This window comes from Qipengyuania sphaerica (genome assembly GCF_019711595.1).
Taxonomy (GTDB): Bacteria; Pseudomonadota; Alphaproteobacteria; order Sphingomonadales; family Sphingomonadaceae; genus Qipengyuania; species Qipengyuania sphaerica.
The window spans coordinates 347,480-366,667 of record NZ_JAIGNR010000002.1 but is presented as its reverse complement, the minus strand read 5'-3'; the positions used below and the strand labels follow the sequence as shown (position 1 = coordinate 366,667).

General features: G+C 63.8%; 14 protein-coding genes. 3 read left to right on the top strand and 11 right to left on the bottom strand.

The genetic code is table 11. From position 1 onward, the window contains the following. Positions 1-119 precede the first annotated feature (119 nt). Positions 120-2,033, top strand: coding sequence for a beta-galactosidase (locus tag K3178_RS09480; protein WP_247713674.1), 1,914 nt, complete (start codon positions 120-122; stop codon positions 2,031-2,033). Positions 2,034-2,079: 46 nt separating this feature from the next. Here K3178_RS09480 and K3178_RS09475 read toward each other — a convergent pair whose 3' ends face one another. The 3 genes from K3178_RS09475 to K3178_RS14310 form a co-directional block, all read right to left on the bottom strand. Then, on the bottom strand, positions 2,080-4,125 hold the full coding sequence (locus K3178_RS09475) for a TonB-dependent receptor plug domain-containing protein (RefSeq protein WP_221571150.1): 2,046 nt from the start codon (positions 4,123-4,125) through the stop codon (positions 2,080-2,082). 268 nt (positions 4,126-4,393) lie between these two features. Then, entirely contained in the window at positions 4,394-4,516 is a 123-nt protein-coding gene (locus tag K3178_RS14315; protein WP_282098854.1) for a hypothetical protein, read from the bottom strand. A gap of 38 nt (positions 4,517-4,554) precedes the next feature. Beyond that, positions 4,555-4,677 carry a hypothetical protein gene (locus K3178_RS14310; RefSeq protein WP_282098853.1) on the bottom strand — a complete coding sequence of 41 codons (123 nt, stop codon included), beginning with the start codon at positions 4,675-4,677 and terminating at the stop codon, positions 4,555-4,557. Positions 4,678-4,980: 303 nt separating this feature from the next. On the opposite strand from K3178_RS14310, the gene K3178_RS09470 reads away from it, so the two are divergent. Continuing rightward, complete coding sequence (locus tag K3178_RS09470; protein WP_221571149.1) at positions 4,981-6,603, top strand: winged helix-turn-helix domain-containing protein; 1,623 nt, start codon at positions 4,981-4,983, stop codon at positions 6,601-6,603. Here K3178_RS09470 and K3178_RS09465 read toward each other — a convergent pair. Genes K3178_RS09465 through K3178_RS09455 form a run of 3 tightly spaced genes read right to left on the bottom strand, consistent with a single transcriptional unit; the run spans position 6,600 to position 10,992 of the window. Then, positions 6,600-7,835 carry a cytochrome P450 gene (locus tag K3178_RS09465; protein WP_221571148.1) on the bottom strand — a complete coding sequence of 412 codons (1,236 nt, stop codon included), beginning with the start codon at positions 7,833-7,835 and terminating at the stop codon, positions 6,600-6,602. The genes K3178_RS09470 and K3178_RS09465 overlap by 4 nt on opposite strands. After that, positions 7,832-9,397 carry a Dyp-type peroxidase gene (locus K3178_RS09460; RefSeq protein WP_221571147.1) on the bottom strand — a complete coding sequence of 522 codons (1,566 nt, stop codon included), beginning with the start codon at positions 9,395-9,397 and terminating at the stop codon, positions 7,832-7,834. Before K3178_RS09460 ends, K3178_RS09465 begins: the two co-directional genes overlap by 4 nt. Beyond that, a complete protein-coding gene (locus K3178_RS09455) occupies positions 9,379-10,992 on the bottom strand; it encodes a hypothetical protein (protein ID WP_221571146.1) in 1,614 nt (537 codons plus the stop codon). Before K3178_RS09455 ends, K3178_RS09460 begins: the two co-directional genes overlap by 19 nt. Positions 10,993-11,193: 201 nt before the next feature. Between K3178_RS09455 and K3178_RS09450 the strand changes: the two genes are divergently transcribed. After that, positions 11,194-12,087 carry an HpcH/HpaI aldolase/citrate lyase family protein gene (locus tag K3178_RS09450; protein ID WP_221571145.1) on the top strand — a complete coding sequence of 298 codons (894 nt, stop codon included), beginning with the start codon at positions 11,194-11,196 and terminating at the stop codon, positions 12,085-12,087. Here the strand turns inward: K3178_RS09450 and K3178_RS09445 are convergent. From K3178_RS09445 to K3178_RS09425, 5 genes are all read right to left on the bottom strand, one after another. Further along, positions 12,084-12,818 carry a 3'(2'),5'-bisphosphate nucleotidase CysQ gene (locus K3178_RS09445; protein WP_221571144.1) on the bottom strand — a complete coding sequence of 245 codons (735 nt, stop codon included), beginning with the start codon at positions 12,816-12,818 and terminating at the stop codon, positions 12,084-12,086. The two genes, K3178_RS09450 and K3178_RS09445, sit on opposite strands and share 4 nt — an antisense overlap. A 94-nt stretch (positions 12,819-12,912) precedes the next feature. Beyond that, positions 12,913-14,334, bottom strand: a complete 1,422-nt coding sequence (locus K3178_RS09440; RefSeq protein WP_221571143.1) for a sugar MFS transporter — start codon at positions 14,332-14,334, stop codon at positions 12,913-12,915. Between the two features lie 103 nt (positions 14,335-14,437). Continuing rightward, positions 14,438-16,837: a glycoside hydrolase family 3 protein gene (locus K3178_RS09435; protein ID WP_221571142.1), complete on the bottom strand. Its 2,400-nt coding sequence runs from the start codon at positions 16,835-16,837 to the stop codon at positions 14,438-14,440. A gap of 83 nt (positions 16,838-16,920) precedes the next feature. Continuing rightward, a complete protein-coding gene (locus tag K3178_RS09430; RefSeq protein WP_221571141.1) occupies positions 16,921-18,120 on the bottom strand; it encodes an MFS transporter in 1,200 nt (399 codons plus the stop codon). Beyond that, positions 18,107-19,168, bottom strand: a complete 1,062-nt coding sequence (locus K3178_RS09425; protein WP_221571140.1) for a LacI family DNA-binding transcriptional regulator — start codon at positions 19,166-19,168, stop codon at positions 18,107-18,109. The genes K3178_RS09430 and K3178_RS09425 overlap by 14 nt, the downstream gene beginning before the upstream one ends. Positions 19,169-19,188: the final 20 nt, after the last annotated feature.

Genomic DNA, 19,188 nt, shown 5'->3' with positions numbered 1-19,188 from the left:
CTCTTCCCCTTTTGCCGACTGCCTAGCCCGTCAGTCGCCAGAGGAACAGTGTCTCTAATTGGACAGTTCGTCAATAAACTCGATTGACCTTGCGAGGCGATTGGCGGATGGGAACGGCGATGACCCAGTCCGATCCCGCGATGCACCTCGGTGTCTGCTATTATCCCGAGCATTGGCCCGAAGCGCGCTGGGCCGAGGATGCGCGGCTGATGCGCGAGACCGGGCTCACCCGCGTGCGGATCGGCGAATTCGCATGGAGCCGGATCGAACCCGAGCCGGGCCTCTTCGACTGGGGGTGGCTCGACCGGGCGGTGGACACACTCCACGAGGCCGGCCTCGGTATAATCATGGGTACGCCTACCGCTACTCCGCCGAAGTGGCTGGTCGATCGCATGCCCGACATGATCGCCCTCGACAGGGAGGGAAAACCGCGCGGTTTCGGATCGCGGCGCCATTACTGTTTCAGCCATGAGGGGTATCGCGCGGAGGCCGCGCGCATCACCCGCGAGGTGGCCGCCCGGTACGGGGGTCATCCCGGCGTGGTAAGCTGGCAGACCGACAACGAGTATGGCTGCCACGACACGGTGCAGAGCTTCTCGCCGGCAGCACGCGATGCCTTCAGGGCCTGGCTCGAAGAGCGCTATGGCGACATCGCGCGTCTCAACGAGGCCTGGGGGAATGTCTTCTGGAGCATGGAATACCGCTCTTTCGAGGAAGTCGAGCTACCCAACCTTACCGTAACCGAGGCCAATCCGGCCCATTGGCTGGCCTTCCGCCGTTTCTCTTCGGACCAAGTGGTGAGTTTTAACCGCGCGCAGGTCGAAATCCTGCGCGATTTGTCGCCCGGGCGAGACATCACCCACAATGCCATGGGCTTCTACACCGGCTACGACCACCACGATTTGTGCGACGACCTCGATGTGCTCGGCTGGGACAGCTATCCGCTCGGCTTCCTGGAGATGTTCCGTTTCACCGAAGAAGAAAAGCGGACCTATGCGCGGCAGGGCCACCCCGACATCGCAGCCTTCCACCACGATCTCTATCGCGGCTGCGCGAAAGGTGGTCGCTGGTCGGTGCTCGAACAGCAACCCGGTCCGGTGAACTGGGCGCGTTACAATCCTGCGCCGCTCCCCGGCATGGTCAAGCTCTGGACGCTTGAAGCCTTTGCCCACGGCGCCGAGATGGTGAGCTATTTCCGCTGGCGCCAATTCCCCAAGGCGCAGGAGCAAATGCACGCCGGGCTCCTCCGGCCCGATGGCAATCCCGCGCCCGCCCTCGCCGAAGCGCGTGAGGCGGCAAATATCCTCAGCCGGATCGACCCAATAGCGGAAACGCCAAAGCAGACGGCGATCGTCTTTTCCTACGAATCCGAATGGATCACCCAGATCCAGCCGCAGGGTGAGGGGTACTCCGCCCTTTGGACGACCTTCGGTTGCTATTCGGCCTTGAGGCAGTTCGGACACGACATCGACATCGTTCCGCCAACAGCGGATCTTGATGCTTACTCGCTGGTAGTGGTGCCTTGCCTGCCCATCGTTCCCGAAGACCTCACCCGGAAGCTGGAAGCCTTCGAAGGCCAGATCGTGATAGGACCGCGCACAGGCAGCAGAACCGAGGAATTCGCCATACCGGACGACCTGCCGCCCGGACCGCTGGGAGAACTGGTCGGCGGGCGCATCATCTTGTCGGAGACGCTGTCGCCCCGGATGTCCGGAGACCCGGTTCGGCCGGGCGAAGGCCGATGGATCGATCATTACGAGGGGGCGGCCGAAGCCGAAGTCACCGATGGCGAGGGCGTCGTAATTTCGCGGGTTTCTGGCAATGTGCGCCTGCTGTGCTGCTGGCCTGACAAGCCAGGTCTATCGACTGTGCTGGCGGCGGCTTCCCGGGATGCGGGTTTGCCGAGCGAATGCTTGCCCGAGGGAATACGGAAGCGAACGCGAGGAGATTTGGCTTTCAAGGCAAATTACCTGACCGGCGATTGCGCCTGGCTTTCCTCCAGCGACGAGGATCTTCCGAAAGGCGGCGGGTGAGCGCAGGTTCAGGAACTGTGCCGAGACCGAATTGGCGCGGCGCGGTTCAGCGGCCTACTGCGATGCCGAGCCAGAGTGTGCGCGGAGCACCGTAATCGATGGAGCCGCCCTGGTTGCGGGTGAAGACCTTCTCGTCGGTCAAATTCTCGCCGCGCAGGACAAGCGAAAACGCACGAGATACCGGGATTTTCGCATAGGCATCGATGGTGGTCGCGGCGGGCAGGACGAAGGTTTCAAGGTCGTCTTCGAACTGCTTTCCGACATGGCGTACCGTCGCAGCGGCGAGGCCGCGTGCGCCGATCCGATGGCTCAGCGTCGCGCCTCCAACCCACGCTGGGGTTTGCGAAGGCCGGTTCCCGTCGAACTCCGCGCCGTCCTGCCGGGCCTCGGCCCCGGTGTAGGCGATCGACCCGTCGAAACGCAGCGCGCCGAGCGACAGGCCTGCGCTGGCCTCGATGCCGCGGGCGCGGATCGCGTCGATGTTCTGCCGCTGCCGGGTTACGGGATCGAGGGTGACATTGGCGATCGCGTCTTTCACCCGGTTGTCGAAGACGGTGAGGGAGAGCTCGGTCGCATTATTCGGCTCGAAATCCACCCCCGCTTCGAATCCTTCCAGCCGCTCGTTTTCGAGCGCAGCATTGGCATTTGTGGTGACCGGAAAGACCACGAACGGCCGGTACAATTCATTCAACGTCGGCAAACGCAGGCCGGTATAGGCTGCCGCGCGTAATTTCACTCCGCCGCCCGCTTCGAACACCGCGCCGCCGCGAAAGGATTCCTCCCAGCCTGCCCTGTTGTCGTAGGCGAATTCGCGCAGCGATGTGCCGCTCGAATCGACGGCAGCGTAGAAACCCTCGCGGATCGTGTAGCGGTCGAGCCTCGCCCCGGCGGTGAGGGTGAGCGGGCCGAGCAGGAAATCGTTCTCTACGAAAAAGCCGAGGTCGGTATTGGCCCCGCCGGCATTGCGGCGTTCGGTAATGTTGCCGCTGAAGGCGCTGATAGCGATTTCGTAAAGTTCGCCCTCGCTCTTGCGATAATCGGTGCCGAGGCGAAGGACGTTTCTATCGCCCACCGGAGGCCGGATTTCGAATTTTCCGCCAAGCCCTGTCGAGGGGGTGTTGCGCTGGTCGAGCACGGGGACGAAGCGGGTCGAGCTGATCACGACATTGGAGAAGTTGCGCGCCTGCAGGTAGGCGAGTGCATCGAACTGCCACTCGCCCCGTCCGACAAGGCGCAGGCTCGCATCCTGGCCGGTACTCGAACTGTCGGCCCCATCGAACCGCAATGTGCGGCGGTCGTCGTATATAAGGCCGCGCGCCTGGAGCTCGAGCGTGTCGGTCAGCTGGGCGACACCGCGCGCCTGGAAGGAATAGCTGTCGAACGCCGCGCGCGCGGTCGCATCGACGCGGTCGGCCTCGGGCGTGGTGTAAAAGCCCTTGCCGCGATCCCAGCGCCCGGAAACGACGCCGAAGCCGCTGCCGAGATTCCCGGCAATATGCGCCGCCGCCTCGGTCTCGCTGCGGTCGTTCAGGAGGAGATGGGCGCCGAAATTCCCCAGTGTCGCTACATCGGCGCTGGCGAGTTCGATCGTCCCTGCAAGCGCACCTGCGCCGAACGGACCCGAGCCACCGCCGCGCGTTACGCGGGCGCTGGCCAGCCGCTCGGGCGCGATGGCGGTGAAGGGAATGAAGCCGAAGAAGGGGTCCGCCATCGGCACCCCGTCGAGCAAAACTGCGGCGCGGCTTGAGGCATTGCCGCCGAGCGAGCGCAAGGTAGCCCCTTGCGCGCTGGGATTGGACGAGCGGCTGTCCGAGCGACGGAACTGCTGGAAGCCCGCCACAGCTGCGAGCGCGTCCTCGATCCGGCCCGAGCCGGTGGCTACGAGCTGCTCGCGCTCGATGACCTGGGTGTCGTAGGCAGGAGTGGCGGGAGTATCCGCAAGCCCTTCGCCGGTGACGACGATCACGCGAACGGGCTCACCTGCCTCCTCGGCTTGGTCACCAACCTGCGCGCCCGCGCTTGCGGGGAACGTGGCGAAGATCGCCGCACCTGCCGTCAGGATGGTTTTGTCGACCCGAATTTGCGAAATCATCTGGACCCCTTGACCTTGCTCCCGTTTCAGCGGTTCCGCTGCCGGCGGTCAAGGGACCACCGAAAACCCCGGTCCAGACCGTTTCGACCTTCCTCCGCCCGCAGAACGAGATAGCCTTGGCTGACCTCGACGGATTGGGGTGTCTTCGCCTGAACCGGGGCCGTGACGACTGCCTAAGGCAGTGTCCGGGGAGAGGGGCTGGAATTTCAGTGGCAGTATCCTTCGGTCGTGGGGCAAAAGAGGTTCAGGGTGGGCCGGGGATCCCGGCTTAAACCAGAACCTCCCGTGCGGTGTCGTGGCTGGCTGCATAGTTCATGGCAGCGACAGTGCCGGTGAAGACGGTGAGCGTCAGCAGCACGGCGGTAAAGCTTGCGAGCGATTTGGTGATCATCGGTATTCTCCCTGGGGGCTGGAATGGGCCGGTCCGGCTCAGGCGATATTTTCCTGCGCGCTTTGCTGGCTGGCGGCGTAGTTCATCGTGGCGATGGTGCCGGTGAAGACGCTGAGCGTCATCAGGACGGCGGTGAAGCTTGCGAGGGTCTTGCTGATCATTTGAAATCTCCTGCTCCGTTCGACTTGATTGCCGATGAGATTTTTCTAGCTCGCTGCCTTGCGCACATCCTGCGACGGGGCTGGAAAGATTCTGTGACAGATTCTTTTCACAATTGACCCGAGCGGGCTCGAAGGGGCGGACCGGCGGCGCGTATAGGTCTCCGCGATCTCTCCAGGCGCCTGATTTTATTAATGGTTCTGGCGAAACCGGCGGCGGCACGAAAGGCGTCGGACGCCTGTTTCGCCGTTGTAAGTTTGCGGGTTATGGCTTAGTACTCGCCGCATCGGTCGCGACGATCTGGCTTGTCCAGTGAGGAGGACGTTCGAATCGCAATCGAGCAGCAAGTCCAGTTTGACCGCTATCTCCTCGATCGCGGCGATGAACGGGTGATCGGGCCCGATGGACCTGTTCACCTCGGAAACAAGGCCTATCAGGTCCTCGAAGCGCTGATCGAATGCGACGGCAAGCTGCTGACCAAGGATTCGCTGTTCGAAACCGTGTGGGACGGAATGCATGTTTCCGAATCCGCGCTGACGTCCGTGATCAAGGAACTGCGCCGCGCTCTTGGCGATACGCCGCGCAATTCGCGGATCATCGAGAGCGTATACGGCCGCGGTTACCGGCTGGTCGCTCCGACGAAACAGGTCGATGCATCCGATGCGCTCCAGCAGGCGCCGGTGGCACAGATGGGCGCGAAAGCCTGGAGCCTGCAGGCCCCGCGAGAGAAACTGCTCCCGCGCGAACTGCCTGCCAGCATCAGTTCGAAGCCGTCGATTGCCGTAATCCCCTTCCAGCAGGTCGGCGACCAGACCGACGATTGGTTTCCCGACGCGATCGCCGACGAAATCACGGTCGCGCTGGCCCGCTTCCGCGAATTCTTCGTCCTGTCTTCGGTCACCTCGCTCCATCCCAAGAACAGGGACCGCTCGCCGGCCGAAGTCGCGGCTGACCTTGGCGTGCGTTATGCATTGAGCGGGACGATCCAGCGTTCCGCCCAGCGCGTGCGCTTCATCGCCCACCTCGACGATGTGATCGAGCAGCGCATGATCTGGACCGAAAGGTTCGACGAGGACCTCGACGATATCTTCGCACTGCAGGACCGCATCGCGCGGACCGTAGCGAAACGGATCGGCGTTTCGATCGGCGATGCGGAAGCCTACCGCGCCCGGCACCTGCCATCGCGCGATGTGCGCGACATCTACTGGCAGGCGAACCTCTTGATCCGGCGTATCGAGCCGAAGTCGATTGCAACCGTGCTGAAGCTGGCTGACCGGGTACTCGAGCTGGAACCGGACAATTCCTGGGCAGCGGCGATGGCGGCGCTCGCGAGCGGGTTCCAGTTCCTGCTCGGCTGGACTTCGGATCGCGAATTCAAGCGCGAGAGGACGATCCATTATTGCGAGATCGCGCTGAAGGACCCTAATGCCGACGAGCGGGTTTTCGGCCTGTGCGGCCCGGCGCTCAATTGCGTCGGACACAAAATCGAACTGGCGCACCAGCTCACCGACAAGGCGATCGAGATCAATCCCTGCGATGCCGGCAGCCTGTTCTGGGGCAGCTGGATGGATGTGACCGCCGGCAATGCTGAACGTGGGATCGAGCGGGCGCAAACTTCGCTCGCCGTCAATCCGGACTCCGGCATCCGGCACCTCGTCAATATCCCCTACGCCATTGGTCTCATCCAGCTCGGCGAGCTTGAAGAAGCGGTGGACCTACTGGGCAGGGTGGTCGAAATCTCGCCGCAGGGCGATGCCTTGGCGGCCCTCGCAATAGCCCTCGTTCAGCTGGACCGGGTCGACGAGGCCAGGGAAGTCTACGCGCGGCTCGCCGCTTCGGGCGGGGCGATCGGCGGCCTGGCCCTCATGCGCAAGCCCGAACATGTCCGCATGGTCGAAGAAGGTCTCGCTATCGCGTCCGGGGCCTAGCGGTCGAAGCGCACTTTCAGTTCGGCGGGGAACAGCCCCTTGAAGCTCAGATGCCCGCCGGGCCCTTCGGCCCGCCGCAAGTTTTTGCGGCGCAACAAGGGCATGCAGATGGCCGGGAAGATAGCCCGGTTGATATGCCGCCCGAAACATTCGTGCAGCCCGAGCCCGAAATGCATGTATTCCCAGTGTTGCCGCGTGGGTATGAACTCCTTTGGCGCCGGGATTCTCCGCGGATCGGACATGGCCGACTGGATGGCGACGACGACGGTGTCGCCCTTGCTCACCTTGTGGGCGCGCCTTGTGCCCTCGGCTATGATATAATCCCGCGTCGCCTTGCGCGGCAGGATCGGGGAAATCGGATCGAACCGCAGGGCCTCGAAGATGTGGCCGAAAACCAGTTCCTCGTCGCCCTTGGTAGCCGCTTCATGGGCAGTGGCAAGGGCGCCGGGACGGCGCAGCAGCTGCTCGATCGCCTGCGGCAGGACCATCGGCGGTTGTGGTGGCCCTCCTATCATCAGCGCCGACAGCATGGTGCGGATGAAGAGATCGTCCCAATCTTGCGCGTTTTCCCTTTGCTTGGCGAGCGCGCGGCCGAGGTAGTCGTCCTCGCTGTCGTCGCCGTTGGCGAGGCGGCCCTGTATGATGTCCTCGATGTGCCGCAGCAGCGATGGCGCCAATTGCAGGATTTCGTCCTTGAGCGATTTGTCGGAGGCGAGAAACTGGTATTCGAACATCCGGGTCGACCAGACGCGCATGTCGCCTTCGCGGGGCGGAGTGACACCGAAGTATTCTTCCAGCACGTCGAAGGTCACCGTGCGGAACAGCGTGTCGACGACTTCCAGCTCGCCCTCGGCCGCGGACACGATTTCCTCTGCACGCTCCTGCGCAGCGGCCGCCAATCGCTCCATGTCGCCCTTGCGGGCCAGCGACTGCAGCCGGTCGAGCTGCGAGCGATATCCCGGGGAATCGCGCATGCCGACGAACACCGTCTGGCCCTCCATCAGCACCTTGAGCTTGGTGCCGTAGGGGACTTCGAAGGCGCAGTCGGTCAGCATGACCTCGCGTACGTCATCGTGGAGGCTTACCAGATGCGTCTTGCCGATCTTGGCGATCGGCCAGACCGCGCGCAGGAGGGCGAAGATTGCGGGAAGGGCCGCCCGCAGGCGTCCGATCACCCACTGCTTGAACTTTCCCGGGCCCGAGCGGAGGACATGTTCCTGGCAGGGGCTCATAGCTCGGACAGCCACTTGATCGCGGGAAGGCTCGGCAGGAAGAAGTATTCGCCGCCAGCCAGCTTGGTGAAGTTCGCGATATCGGCACGGCGGCGCACGGGTTCTGCGCCTATCGTGAAGCGGGAACCGGGGCCGATCAGCGGGTCGGTTTCGTCGAAGAGCGTGCCGAAAGACGGGCTCATCATCCAGACCTGCTGCACGAATTCGAACTGGCGCTCGATATCGGCGTTGACGATGAGGAAGATCAGCCCGCGTTCGGCACCGTCGTCCACCATGGGATCGGCGATCCTCGGTCCGAACTTCCTGCCCCGCCTCAGGAAGCGGTGCCGGTTGCTCGATGCGAGCAGCGAATCCTTTTGCGAGGCCTTGGTCGCCAGCCCGTCGCGCGGATTGCCGCGCCGCATATGGGATCCCAGCGGACAGCCGAGGCCGCGGAAATCATCGTCGAAGAACAGGAAATCATTGGCGGGCGCCTTCGGGTCATAACGATCCGCAACACCGCCCGGGCGCAGCACGTCGCCGCTCATGGCGCGGCCGATTATGCGCTCCGCTACCCACGTCCCCGGCCGTTCCTTCCGGGCTTCGCTGTCGAGACCAAGCTCGCGTTCGACCTCGGCCGCATTGTTCCAGAACCCCGCCACATCCTGCCATAGCTCGCGCACGACCAGGTAGCTTCCATTCAGTCCGAGATCGAGATTGTCGGGATCGTCCGGGTCATCGAGATGCGTGGAGCCCCTGGTAACCATCGGCCCGACGGTCGTTTCGTGATGGCCGTCGACATGCCCCAGCAGGATATCGCCCAGCGCGATGCCATTGACGTGATCGGGCGCCCGCCCCGCACCCTCGATGGCTTTGGGGTCCCACGGGATCGGCTGCGACAGGCCGTCGCCGAAGCCGAAGTGCTCTCGCACCATATCATGCTTGTCGAACTCGAGATTGGTTTCCCTGTGGCGCACCACCTTGACGCCGCATCGTGCCAGCACTTCGGTCACCCGGTCGGACCATGTCCGTCCCTCCCGAGAGTCCTTGCAGAACAGGATCAGCATCGCGTCGACGGTGATCGGGGTCGTGATCGAAGTGTCGTCGCGCCTCGGGAGGGTGGACATGAGGCCCGATGTGTCGTGGACCTGCGGCGGGGGCGTATTCGCGCTCCACAGGGGTCCTCCCTCGCGGACGCAGGAACTCCATTCGGTGCCGACGCGGTCGTTCAGCCGGCGCATGCGGTCGACCTGGAACATGCCTTCGAGGAAGGGCGCCGAAAAGCCCGCCATCACGCTTTCCTCGACGCCCATCTTGATAAGCCCGGTGGCAGTGATGCCGAGCCCGACCGAAGGGTCCTTCTTGCCGTCGGCTGCAGTGACGGGGGCAATGCCTTCCAGAGCCTTCAGCCATGCCCCGCCGCTTGTGGAACTGTCCCAGTCGAACTCGAGAAACAGGGTCTGCGAGACGGGCAGGTGATTGTAGCCGCTCACGATCATGCCCTGCGCCTGGCTGGCATGCGGCTCGGCCAGTTTCCAGGAATCCGCGGATGTCGCCGGGTAGCTCACAGGTCGCCCGCCCATGCATTGGCTGCCTTGGGCGACAGGCGCCTCGCGCAAAGCCCGTTGGCGATCCGGTTGTTGCGCTCGATCTGGTCGACGGTGAGGTCCGGGTAGGCGCTTACCCAGAACCGCGTGGGCGACATCGAATGCCGCGCCCAGCGCTTGAACGCACGTCCGTGCGCCGCGCCGTCCTCGATCAGCATGGTGGTGGGCGGGAAACCCACGCTTCCGCCCCAGATCGCGGTCACGCCTTCATGCGCCTTCTCGATGAAATCGTCGAAATAGGCCTCCCAGCTGAGGTCGAAATTGCTCAGGAAGAGCATTCGCGACCCGTTGTTGATGAAAGCCCAATGCGCACAGTGGATGGTGCGCATCGATCCCAGGTATCCGTCGCGCACCGCTGCACGCAGCGCCAGATGGATCAGCAGCGTTCCTACATAGGCGACCAGGCGGCGGGGGATATTGGGCCGCAGCGAGACCACCGACGCCATGTGGTTCTGCGGTATCCAGTCCTCGAGCTCGACCATCTGTCGCAGCATCACCGGATCGGTCTGCGGCGCTTCCTGGCTCGAATCGTGGCGTTCGAGATAGCGCATCCACACCAGCAGTCCGGGCAGGATGAAAAGCATGAGCCAGCCGATGCCCCAGCCAAGCTGGCGAGCCGAATTCTTCCATGCTGCCGACCATTCGAGGTCCAGCGCGAGGACATTGCCCGCCGCGACTATGGGCCAGCTGAAGAGGAACAGTGCCGCCAGCACCGCAAGGACGATGTGGGCGTTCGACACCAGCCTGGACAGCAGCAGTCCGGGCCTGGTGGTCGATACGCCTTCGAGCGGCTTGCGAAACTTGTTGAACACTGCCCACATCGCGACGGAGGCAGCACCAAGCAGCAGCGCGTGTTTCCCATCGCCGATAAGTCCCGCGATGACCGCGCCGGGCACGAGGCACAGGTGCAGGAACAGGAATAGCGCCGCTGCAAGCTTCAGCCAGTCGAGCGCGGTTTCGCCGAGAGGTATCCGCGGTTTGGGCTTTTCGGCCAGCCACGGGAATTTCGGCATCAGCTCTGTTCTCAGGCCTTCGCGCAATTCCTCTGCCGTCTTGTCGCGGCCGGCCTCGCCATTACCCAGACGATCCTGGACGGCATTGGCGAGGCTGGCCTCGGCGAGGATCCGGTCTCGCGGCATCCCGCGATTGCCGTGGAAGAACGCCTTGGGCCGCATGACATGGCATTCGAGGAAGGGCGCGGGATCGCGCCGCGAACCCGGCTCGGTTATGCTGTCGTAGAGCTTGCCGGAATGGTCGAGCGGGCGTTTGCAGCACCGCAGCGCTTCGCGCAGTTCGTCACCGACGAGATGCTGTAGGCAGGCCCAGAACGGCCCGGAATCGCCATCGTAATTCGCCTCGATCACGAGCGTGGGATCGTAATCGGCGGATTCGAATACGCATAATGACAGGAAATGGCAGGTAGGCAGGCGGGCCAGCACGTCCGGGTAATAGCCGGGCTCTCCTTCCCGCCCGCGCGAGCGCCCGCCGCGCAGATTTACGAGGATCCCGACCAGCTTCGCCTTGTGGGACGGGCGCACTTCGAGTGCGATCGAACGTGTCCGCAGTCGCATGCTACTCCCCCTCCCGTGGAAAGATGCGACCGCATTGTCTTTTGATCACCGATAGCAGTATTCCGCCGAAAAGTCACCGAATTCGAAAGGGTTTCCTTTGCGGGTGGGGGTGCCCGGTCTTTCGGCGAAGATGAATAGCGGGCTTGACCGGACGGCACCTATCGTTCGTATGGCGATCCGAAACGAGAGGACGATCCCGCTTTGACTACTGCCGCGCGCCTGCCTGCCCGTTCCCGCTCATGGCTCTTCGCGCCTGGAGACAGCGACAAGAAGATGACCAAGGCGACCGAGGGGGAGGCCGATATCGTCATCTTCGACCTCGAGGATGCGGTGGCCGAAGACGCCAAGCCTGCGGCGCGGCAGGCGATCTGCGAATTCCTCAAGACCCGCGACAATGGCGAACACGACCGGCTCTGGGTGCGGGTCAATCCGCTGGACGGGCCGCATACCGCCGACGATCTTGCCGTCATCATGCCGGCGCGGCCCGGCGGGATCATGCTGCCCAAATCGCGCGGGCGGCACGATGTCGAGGAACTGGACCGGCTGCTGACGCCGCTGGAAATGGAACTGGGCATCGCACCCGGCTCGACACCGGTGATTGCGCTTGTCACCGAAGTGGCTGCCGCCATGTTCACCACCGGCGATTATGCAGGTGCGCCGAGGCTGGTCGCGATGACCTGGGGCGCGGAGGATCTTGCGGATTCGATCGGTGCCATGTCCAACCGCGGCGAGGACGGCGAATACAGCTTCACCTATGAACTTGCACGTAGCCTGACGCTGCTGGGCGCTGCGGCAGCAGGCATCCCCGCCATCGAGACCATCGACGGCGACTTCCGCAATCTCGAAGGGCTGAAATCACGCGCGGAAAAGGTCCGCCGCGACGGCTATCGCGGGATGCTGGCGATCCATCCGGCGCAGGTGCCGGTAATCAACGAGGCTTTCTCGCCCAGCGAGGAGGAAATTGCCGAGGCGCGCGAGATCGTCGCGCTGTTCGAGGCCAATCCCGACAAGGGGACCATCGGCCATAATGGCAAGATGCTCGACCGTCCGCACCTCAGCCGTGCACGGCAGCTCTTGGCGCAGGTCGGCGATTAGGCGGAGAGCTTCGCCACTTCTTCCAGCACGCGCTCGGCCCATTCGGGGCGGCAGATTAGCAGGTCGGGCATGTAGGTATCGGCCTGGTTATAGGTCAGCGGGCTACCGTCGATGCGGCTGGCATGCATTCCGTGGGCGAGGGCGACCGCTGCAGGCGCAGCGCTGTCCCATTCGTACTGGCCCCCGGTGTGAAGATAGATCTCCGCCTCGCCGCGGACGACGGCCATGGCTTTCGCTCCTGCCGATCCCATGCCGACCAGTTCGGCACCGATGGCTTCCGCCACGGCCACCGCTTCTGCAGCGGGACGCGTGCGGCTGACGACCATGCGCGGGCGAGCCGCAGCGGCGGGCACCTCGATCGGCGCATCGGTGCGCAGGACCGTATCGAGGCCGGGCAGGGCTACCGCGCCGGTTTCGGGCTTGCCGTTCACGCAAAGGGCGACATGGACTGCCCAGTCGCTGCGCGCCTCGCCATATTCGCGGGTGCCGTCGACCGGGTCGACGATCCAGACGCGTTCCTTCGACAGGCGCTCGTCGGTATCCTTGCTTTCCTCGGACAGCAGGCCGTCTTCCGGGCGCTGCTGGGTGAGCGCATGACAGAGGAACTGGTTGGCCGTCTGGTCACCTGCCTTGCCGAGGGCCTTGCCCTCGAACATGCCGCTCTCGCGAACCTCGATCAGGATCTTGCCCGCCACTTGTGCGAGGTGGGCGGCGAGTTCGGCGTCGGTCATTTCTGCGTCCCTGCAGGCGTAAAAGAAATCGGGGGCCGCATGGCAGACCGAAGCCTCCTTGCGAACCCCCGAAGAGCGCTATGAATGCGAATTCTTACGCCACGGCAGGACGCCTTGCGAAGATGCCGAACAGCGCGATGATCGCATAGCAGGCAATCGGCAGGATCATTGCGAAGCCGAGGCTGCCGCTCGCATCGGCGATCACGCCGTAAAGCAGCGGAACCACGGCGCCGCCGAAGATGGCAACGTTGATGATACCCGAGCCGTCTGCCGCACGCGGTCCGAGCTTCTCGCAGGCGAGCGAGAAGATCGTCGGGAACATGATCGAGTTCATCAGGCCGACGGCGAGCAGGCTGTAAGCCGAAACCTCGCCCACGGTCAGGATGCTGATGAGGATCAGCACGATCGAACCGGTCGCGTTGAAGGCGAGGATCTTGCCCGGCGAGAAGATACGCAGGAAATAGGAGCCGATAAAACGGCCCACCATGGCGCCGCCCCAGTAGAGCCCGATCATCCAGCCGATGACGCTTTCAGGCTCGCCGAGAACGCGGTCTTGCGCGAGGTAGTTGATGATGATCGAGCCGATCGAAACTTCGGCACCGACATACAGGAAGATGCACAGCGCGCCGAAGCTGAAGCGGCTGCGGCGCAGCAGGTCGTTGTCGTAGAGCCAGGTGAAGGGCGCTGCGATGATCAGCAGCACGCCGAGCCAGGCATTGACATTGATGGCGAGCAGCGCGCCGACGACGATGATCGCGAGGCCGACGAGATAGCGTCCGTTCGATACGAACTCGTTCTCGCCCATCATCTTGGGATCATGCGGCAGGCGCTTGCGGAAGAGCCAAACGGCCAGCGCGACGATTGCGATGAGTGCAGCGACCCCGAGATATCCCTGCCAGATCGCTTCGCTTTCGGCCTGGCGATAGGCAACGAGTTCCGCACCCGAAAGCTGGTCTGCAGTGACGTTCGCGAGACTGCCGAGGATGACCGCGGCGCCGACGATCGGGAAAACCGTGGTACCCAGCGAGTTGAAGGCCTGTGCGAAAGTCAGGCGGCTATGGGCGGTTTTCTGGGGCCCAAGCAGCGAGATCAGCGGATTGGCCACCACCTGCACGATCACCACGCCGCTGGCGAGGATGAACAGTGCGAAGAGGAAAACCCAGTAGGTCGCGTTCTGGCTGGCGGGGATGAACAGCAGGCAGCCGACCATCATGGTCAAGAGGCCGGCAACCGCTCCGCGCATGTATCCCAGCTTCTTGACCAGCTTCGCACCGGGGATGCCGATGACGAGATAGGCGAAGAAGAAGCAGAACTGCACCAGCATCGCCTCGGTGTAGTTGAGCGTGAAAAGCTCTTTCAGCTTCGGAATGATCACGTCGTTCAGCGAGGTGATGCCGCCGAAGATGAAGAACAGGCCGAAGACGAAGTAATTGAGGCCCGGCGCGTTGATGCCGCCGTCCTCAATCTCGATCGGACGCGAATCCGTACTCGAGGATACCTCAGGTGCGAGTGCCATTGTCAGTTTCTCCCAAGTCCCGGCATTGTTCTAGCCCGGGTTCTTATTGCTGGCCCTTGTCTGCCAGTATTTCACCGGCAGACAAGGGAAATACGATTGTCGCTCAGAACGAGCAGGCCGTGCCTTCTGCCACATCCTCGCGCACGACGCTGGCGATGCGGAAGGTGATATTACCCTGCGTCTCGAAGCGGATGCGGTCGCCAAGACCCGGTGCGCAGGCTTCGGTGACCAGCATTTCGCGCCAGCCCTTGCCCTGGGCGACTGCGAAATGTTCGGTCAGGTCGACCAGCGCGTCCTCGCCCACGCGCAGCATGATCGGCGCGGTGGGACGGGTGACGACTTCATACACGATCCGGTAGGCGCCGCCGGTGTCGGGATCCTGCGAGAGGCCGAACATCGCTCCGCTGTTCATGCGGATCTCGCGCGCGTCTTCCTGCGCATTGCGATCGTAGCCCTTCACGAACACGCCGGAATCGGTCAGGTCGCCGCGGAACTGGACGAGGTATTCGCCGTCGCCCTCGACATTCGGTTTGGCCGCGAAGACGACCGTGCCATCGGAGAGACGTCCGGATTCGAACAGCGCGCGCGAGGGTCCTTCCATCAGCGGTGCACAGGTCTCGTCGAGTTGCGGGGTTGCCGAGGTGTCGGTGAGCGAGCGGCCATAGCCGACCGGGAAAAGCGCGCCGTCAGGGCTGTTGAGAGGACCGAAATCGCAGGTCGCGGGCCAGCTGAAGCCGAGCTTGCCGGTCGCGGGCATCGCGCCGGTCAGTACATCGGCAATGCCTGCACCTTCGCCGCCCGGCAGCCAGCTTGCCACGAAGGCATCGGCAGCGTTCATCTCGCGGTTGACCCACATCGGGCGGCCCGAGAGGAACACGGCAACGGTCGGCACGCCGTCGGCCTTGAATTTCCTGAGCAGGTCCAGCCCCTCTTCGTCGGCGAAGCCGAGGTGCTTCCGGTCACCGGCGAATTCGGCATAGGGCTGCTCGCCGAACACCACCACGGCGACATCGGGCTTGGCCGAATAGCTGCCGTCGGCAGAAAGGGTGGCCTTCCCGCCGCTTTCCGCGACCGCATCCTCAAGGCCCTTCCAGATCGAAGTCGCGCCGGGGAAATAGTCATTGGTCAGGTCGCCGCCGCCCTGCCAGGTCAGCGTCCAGCCGCCCGCAGCTTGTGCGATGCTGTCTGCTGCGTTGCCCGCGACGAGGACATTCGCCCCGGGCTTTAGCGGAAGCACGCCATTGTTCTTGAGCAGCACCTGCGATTTCGCGACCGCCTCGCGGGCAATCGCGCGATGCTCTGCCGAGCCGAGAAGCTCGTACTGTCCGGCATTCGGGCGACCGGAGGGCTGGACGAAGGTGTCGAGCAGGCCGGCGCGGTATTTGACGCGCAGGATGCGCTCGACCGCCTGGTCAAGGACTTCCATCGGGATGGTGCCGTCTTCGACCTGCGCCACCGTGGTTTCGAGCAGGCCCTTCCAGTCGTCGGGCACCATGTAGATGTCCAGACCGGCCAGAAGCGATTGCGGGCAATCGGTGTTGGTGCAACCCTTGACCTGGCCGTGGCCGTTCCAGTCGCCGACGACGAGGCCGTCGAAGCCCAGTTCGCCGCGCAGAACGTCGGTCAGCAGCGATTCGTTACCGTGCATCTTGACGCCATTGATCGAATTGAAGCTCGCCATGATCGTCTCGACGCCCGCAGCGATGGTGGCGGGGTAGGGCGCGGCGTGGATCTTTTTCAGTTCTTCGATGTCGCCATCGACGTCGCCCTGGTCGACACCCTGCGTCGTCCCGCCGTCGCCGAAGAAATGCTTGGCGGTGGCGATGACATGGCCCTTGCCGAGGCGGTCCGGATCGCCCTTCGCGCCCTGAAGCCCCTCGACCAGCGCGGCGCCCAGCGGGGCGACGATGGCCGGGTCTTCGGAATAGCTTTCATAGGTGCGGCCCCAGCGATCGTCCTGCGCCACGGCCACCGTGGGAGAGAAGTTCCAGTCGATGCCGGTCACTTCGATTTCGACAGCCGTCGCGTGGCCGATCCGGCGGATCAGGTCCGCATCGCGAGTAGCGCCGAGACCGATATTGTGCGGGAAGATCGTCGCCTTCACGACATTGGTGTGGCCGTGGACCGCGTCGGTACCCCACATGGTCGGAATGACCGGCTCATCGCCTTCCATCGGCTCGATCGAGGCGAGATACATTTCGTCGGCGTAGCGGAGCCATTCGCTGGCAGGTGCGAATTCGTCGCCGTAGGGGCCGCCGTTGCCGCCATTGAGATAGCTGCCGAAGCGATAGCGGCGCATGTCGTCGGGAGTGAAGCTGTTGATCTGCGGCTGGATGAGCTGGGCGACCTTGCGTTCGAGGCTCATGCGCGAAAGGAGATCCGCCACGCGGATATCCTCGGGCGATTGGGCCTGTGCGACCGGGGTCGTTTCGACTTCTGCCGGGACCGTGCTGCAACCCGCCAGGGCCACCGCAGCAGCCGTTGCCATCCAAAAAGCTTTCATATCCATCATCCCTCTGCGTCCTCTATTGATTGAGAACGTTCTCAATCTGCAGGACTGCCATGGGCGAGGTGCAAAATCAAGCTTCAGTTGGTGCGCTGCATGGAGACCAGCAAGATGGTTGCCACTGCAGCCAGAACGGCAAGCACAAGGAAAAGCGCATCGAAGCCGAAAACCGGCACCAGCGCGAGCGCGAGCCAGGGCATTACCAGGCTCGGCACGGTGTTGGTAAGATTGAAGAGTCCCAGATCCCGCCCGCGTGTCTGTGGCTTGGGCAGGACCCGCAGGGTCTGGCTGGAATGGAGCGCGAGGAACACGCTCGTCGACAGGCCGAAAACCACATATCCCGCCACCGCCCCGGTTATCGTGTCTGCCAGCGCCATAATAACGAGACCGCATGCCCCGATGCCTGCCCCCCATGCCAGCGGCAGGATGGGCTGGTCGCTCCGATCCGACCAGCGTCCGGCCGCAAGTGCGAGGGGCACCGACAGGGCGAGCACGGCCGCGAAGATACGGGCGGTATCGCTGTCGGTGAAACTTTCGTCGATCGAGACGAACCAGATGAGGAGATAGGCGAACAGGGCCGCTTCGGCGATCTGCACGAGCAGGCGGGCGAGCCACATGCGCGCCACTGCGCCGCGGCTGGACGAAATGGTCGGATCGTCCGCTTTTTCTACCGGTCTCATCAGGTGCGGCATGGCATGCGGCTTGCCGAAGAGCAGGACAGGAAGCACCATTGCCGCAACGAGGCCGGCGACCATCACCAGTCTTTCATCGGCACTGGCAAGGCCGGGCAGGGTCACCAGCGCTCCCGAGGCCGCTCCGAGCGCAGGCGCGAATGCCAGCAATCCTCCCAGCAGCCCTTTCTGCTCATCGGGGATGACATCCCCCGCCCAGGCGGCGAGCGGCCCGAGCATCATGTTGAGACCCAGCTGCCATGCGACCAGCAACAGGATCAACTCCAGCGGCTGCTCTACCGACCGGACCGAGACCAGCAACAGGCAGGAGATGGCGAGACCGCTGTAGATCCACGGCTTGCGGGTGCCGGTGAGGTCGCTCGCCCAGCCGAAAAGGATATTCCCCGCGCTGGCAGCAATGGCCCCTGCAAAGGCGATATAGGCGAGCAGGGTGATGGCTTCCTGGCCAGCGAGAGCGGTCACGCGAACCGGGAGCAGCAAGGTGAGAAAGGGGACGTAGGAAACCGCGCCTCCGGCCACGGCAAGCGCGTAGAGCCACAGGAATCGCAGCGACTGGCGCTGTGCCTGTCCCGCTTCAGTCAGCGCCACGCGCCCTTGCCCGTGCAGTCGAGCCGCGCACCACCAGCTCGCCGTGGACCGATATCACATCGGCAGGAGGAGCCTCGTCGCGCGAGCGGATCAGCAATTCCACGGCGCGTGAAATCGTGTCCGAGATCGGCTGGTCGACAGCAGTGAGCGGCGGCTGGGTGAAGCGCGCGATGGGAGAATTGTCGAAACTGACCAGCGACAGGTCCCGCGGCACGTCGAGCCCCCGCTTGCGGGCAAGCTCGAGTGTAGCGAGTGCCATCTGGTCGCTGCTGGCGATAATCGCCGTGGGACGATCGGGCAGGTCGAGCAGCTTGCGCGCCGCTTCCATCCCCGTTTCGAACCCGAAATCGCCGCGTTGGGCGAGGCCATCATGGGCGAAACCGGCGTTGTCCATCGCCTCGATCCAGCCGTTCATGCGCCGGTCGGAGAGGCTGAACTCTTCGGGGCCAGCGATGAAGCCGATCCGCTCGTGACCCAGCTCGATGAGATGGTCGGTGGCCAGCTGGGCATTGAACTTGTCGCCCATCGTCAAGGCTATGCCTGGGCCCTTTTCGGTGGTCCCGATACGGGCAAAGGGTATCTGGCGCTTGGCCAGCAGGCCGGTGATTTGCGGATTTTCCGAATGCGGCGGCGTCAGGATCACACCGTCGGGCTGGAGGGCGGCGATCGCCGCGCCCAGTTCGCGTTCGACATGATCGCTATGCGTGTCGACCAGTTCGATCAGCATCCGGTAGCCATGTTTGGCGCAGGTCAGCATGCCGCCGAGCAGCATCTGGTCGACCCAGTCGCGCCCTTCACGCGCCCGCCAGTCGGCAATGGTCATGTCGCGATCGTTGATGGCGAGGATGAGGTAGGAGCGCGAACCGCTCATGCGCTGTGCAGCGATGCTGGGCACATAGCCGAGCTTGTCGATACTCGCCTGCACGCGTTCCTTCATCGCGGGGCGCACGTTGGGCTCGTTATTGATGACACGGCTGACCGTTTGCAGGGATACCCCCGCATCGGCCGCCACATGCTTGATCGTCACCGACTGGCGTCGCCGACCCATGTCTTTCCCCTCATTCGTCC

Bases quoted from the DNA above. Each gene is read 5' to 3' on its own strand.
- K3178_RS14315 (WP_282098854.1), bottom strand. From the start codon at position 4,516: ATGATCACCAAATCGCTCGCAAGCTTTACCGCCGTGCTGCTGACGCTC.
- K3178_RS09455 (WP_221571146.1), bottom strand. From the start codon at position 10,992: ATGCGACTGCGGACACGTTCGATCGCACTCGAAGTGCGCCCGTCCCAC.
- K3178_RS09435 (WP_221571142.1), bottom strand. From the start codon at position 16,837: ATGAAAGCTTTTTGGATGGCAACGGCTGCTGCGGTGGCCCTGGCGGGT.
- K3178_RS09445 (WP_221571144.1), bottom strand. From the start codon at position 12,818: ATGACCGACGCCGAACTCGCCGCCCACCTCGCACAAGTGGCGGGCAAG.
- K3178_RS14310 (WP_282098853.1), bottom strand. From the start codon at position 4,677: ATGATCAGCAAGACCCTCGCAAGCTTCACCGCCGTCCTGATGACGCTC.
- K3178_RS09440 (WP_221571143.1), bottom strand. From the start codon at position 14,334: ATGGCACTCGCACCTGAGGTATCCTCGAGTACGGATTCGCGTCCGATC.
- K3178_RS09465 (WP_221571148.1), bottom strand. From the start codon at position 7,835: ATGAGCCCCTGCCAGGAACATGTCCTCCGCTCGGGCCCGGGAAAGTTC.
- K3178_RS09425 (WP_221571140.1), bottom strand. From the start codon at position 19,168: ATGGGTCGGCGACGCCAGTCGGTGACGATCAAGCATGTGGCGGCCGAT.
- K3178_RS09480 (WP_247713674.1), top strand. From the start codon at position 120: ATGACCCAGTCCGATCCCGCGATGCACCTCGGTGTCTGCTATTATCCC.
- K3178_RS09475 (WP_221571150.1), bottom strand. From the start codon at position 4,125: ATGATTTCGCAAATTCGGGTCGACAAAACCATCCTGACGGCAGGTGCG.
- K3178_RS09460 (WP_221571147.1), bottom strand. From the start codon at position 9,397: ATGGGCGGGCGACCTGTGAGCTACCCGGCGACATCCGCGGATTCCTGG.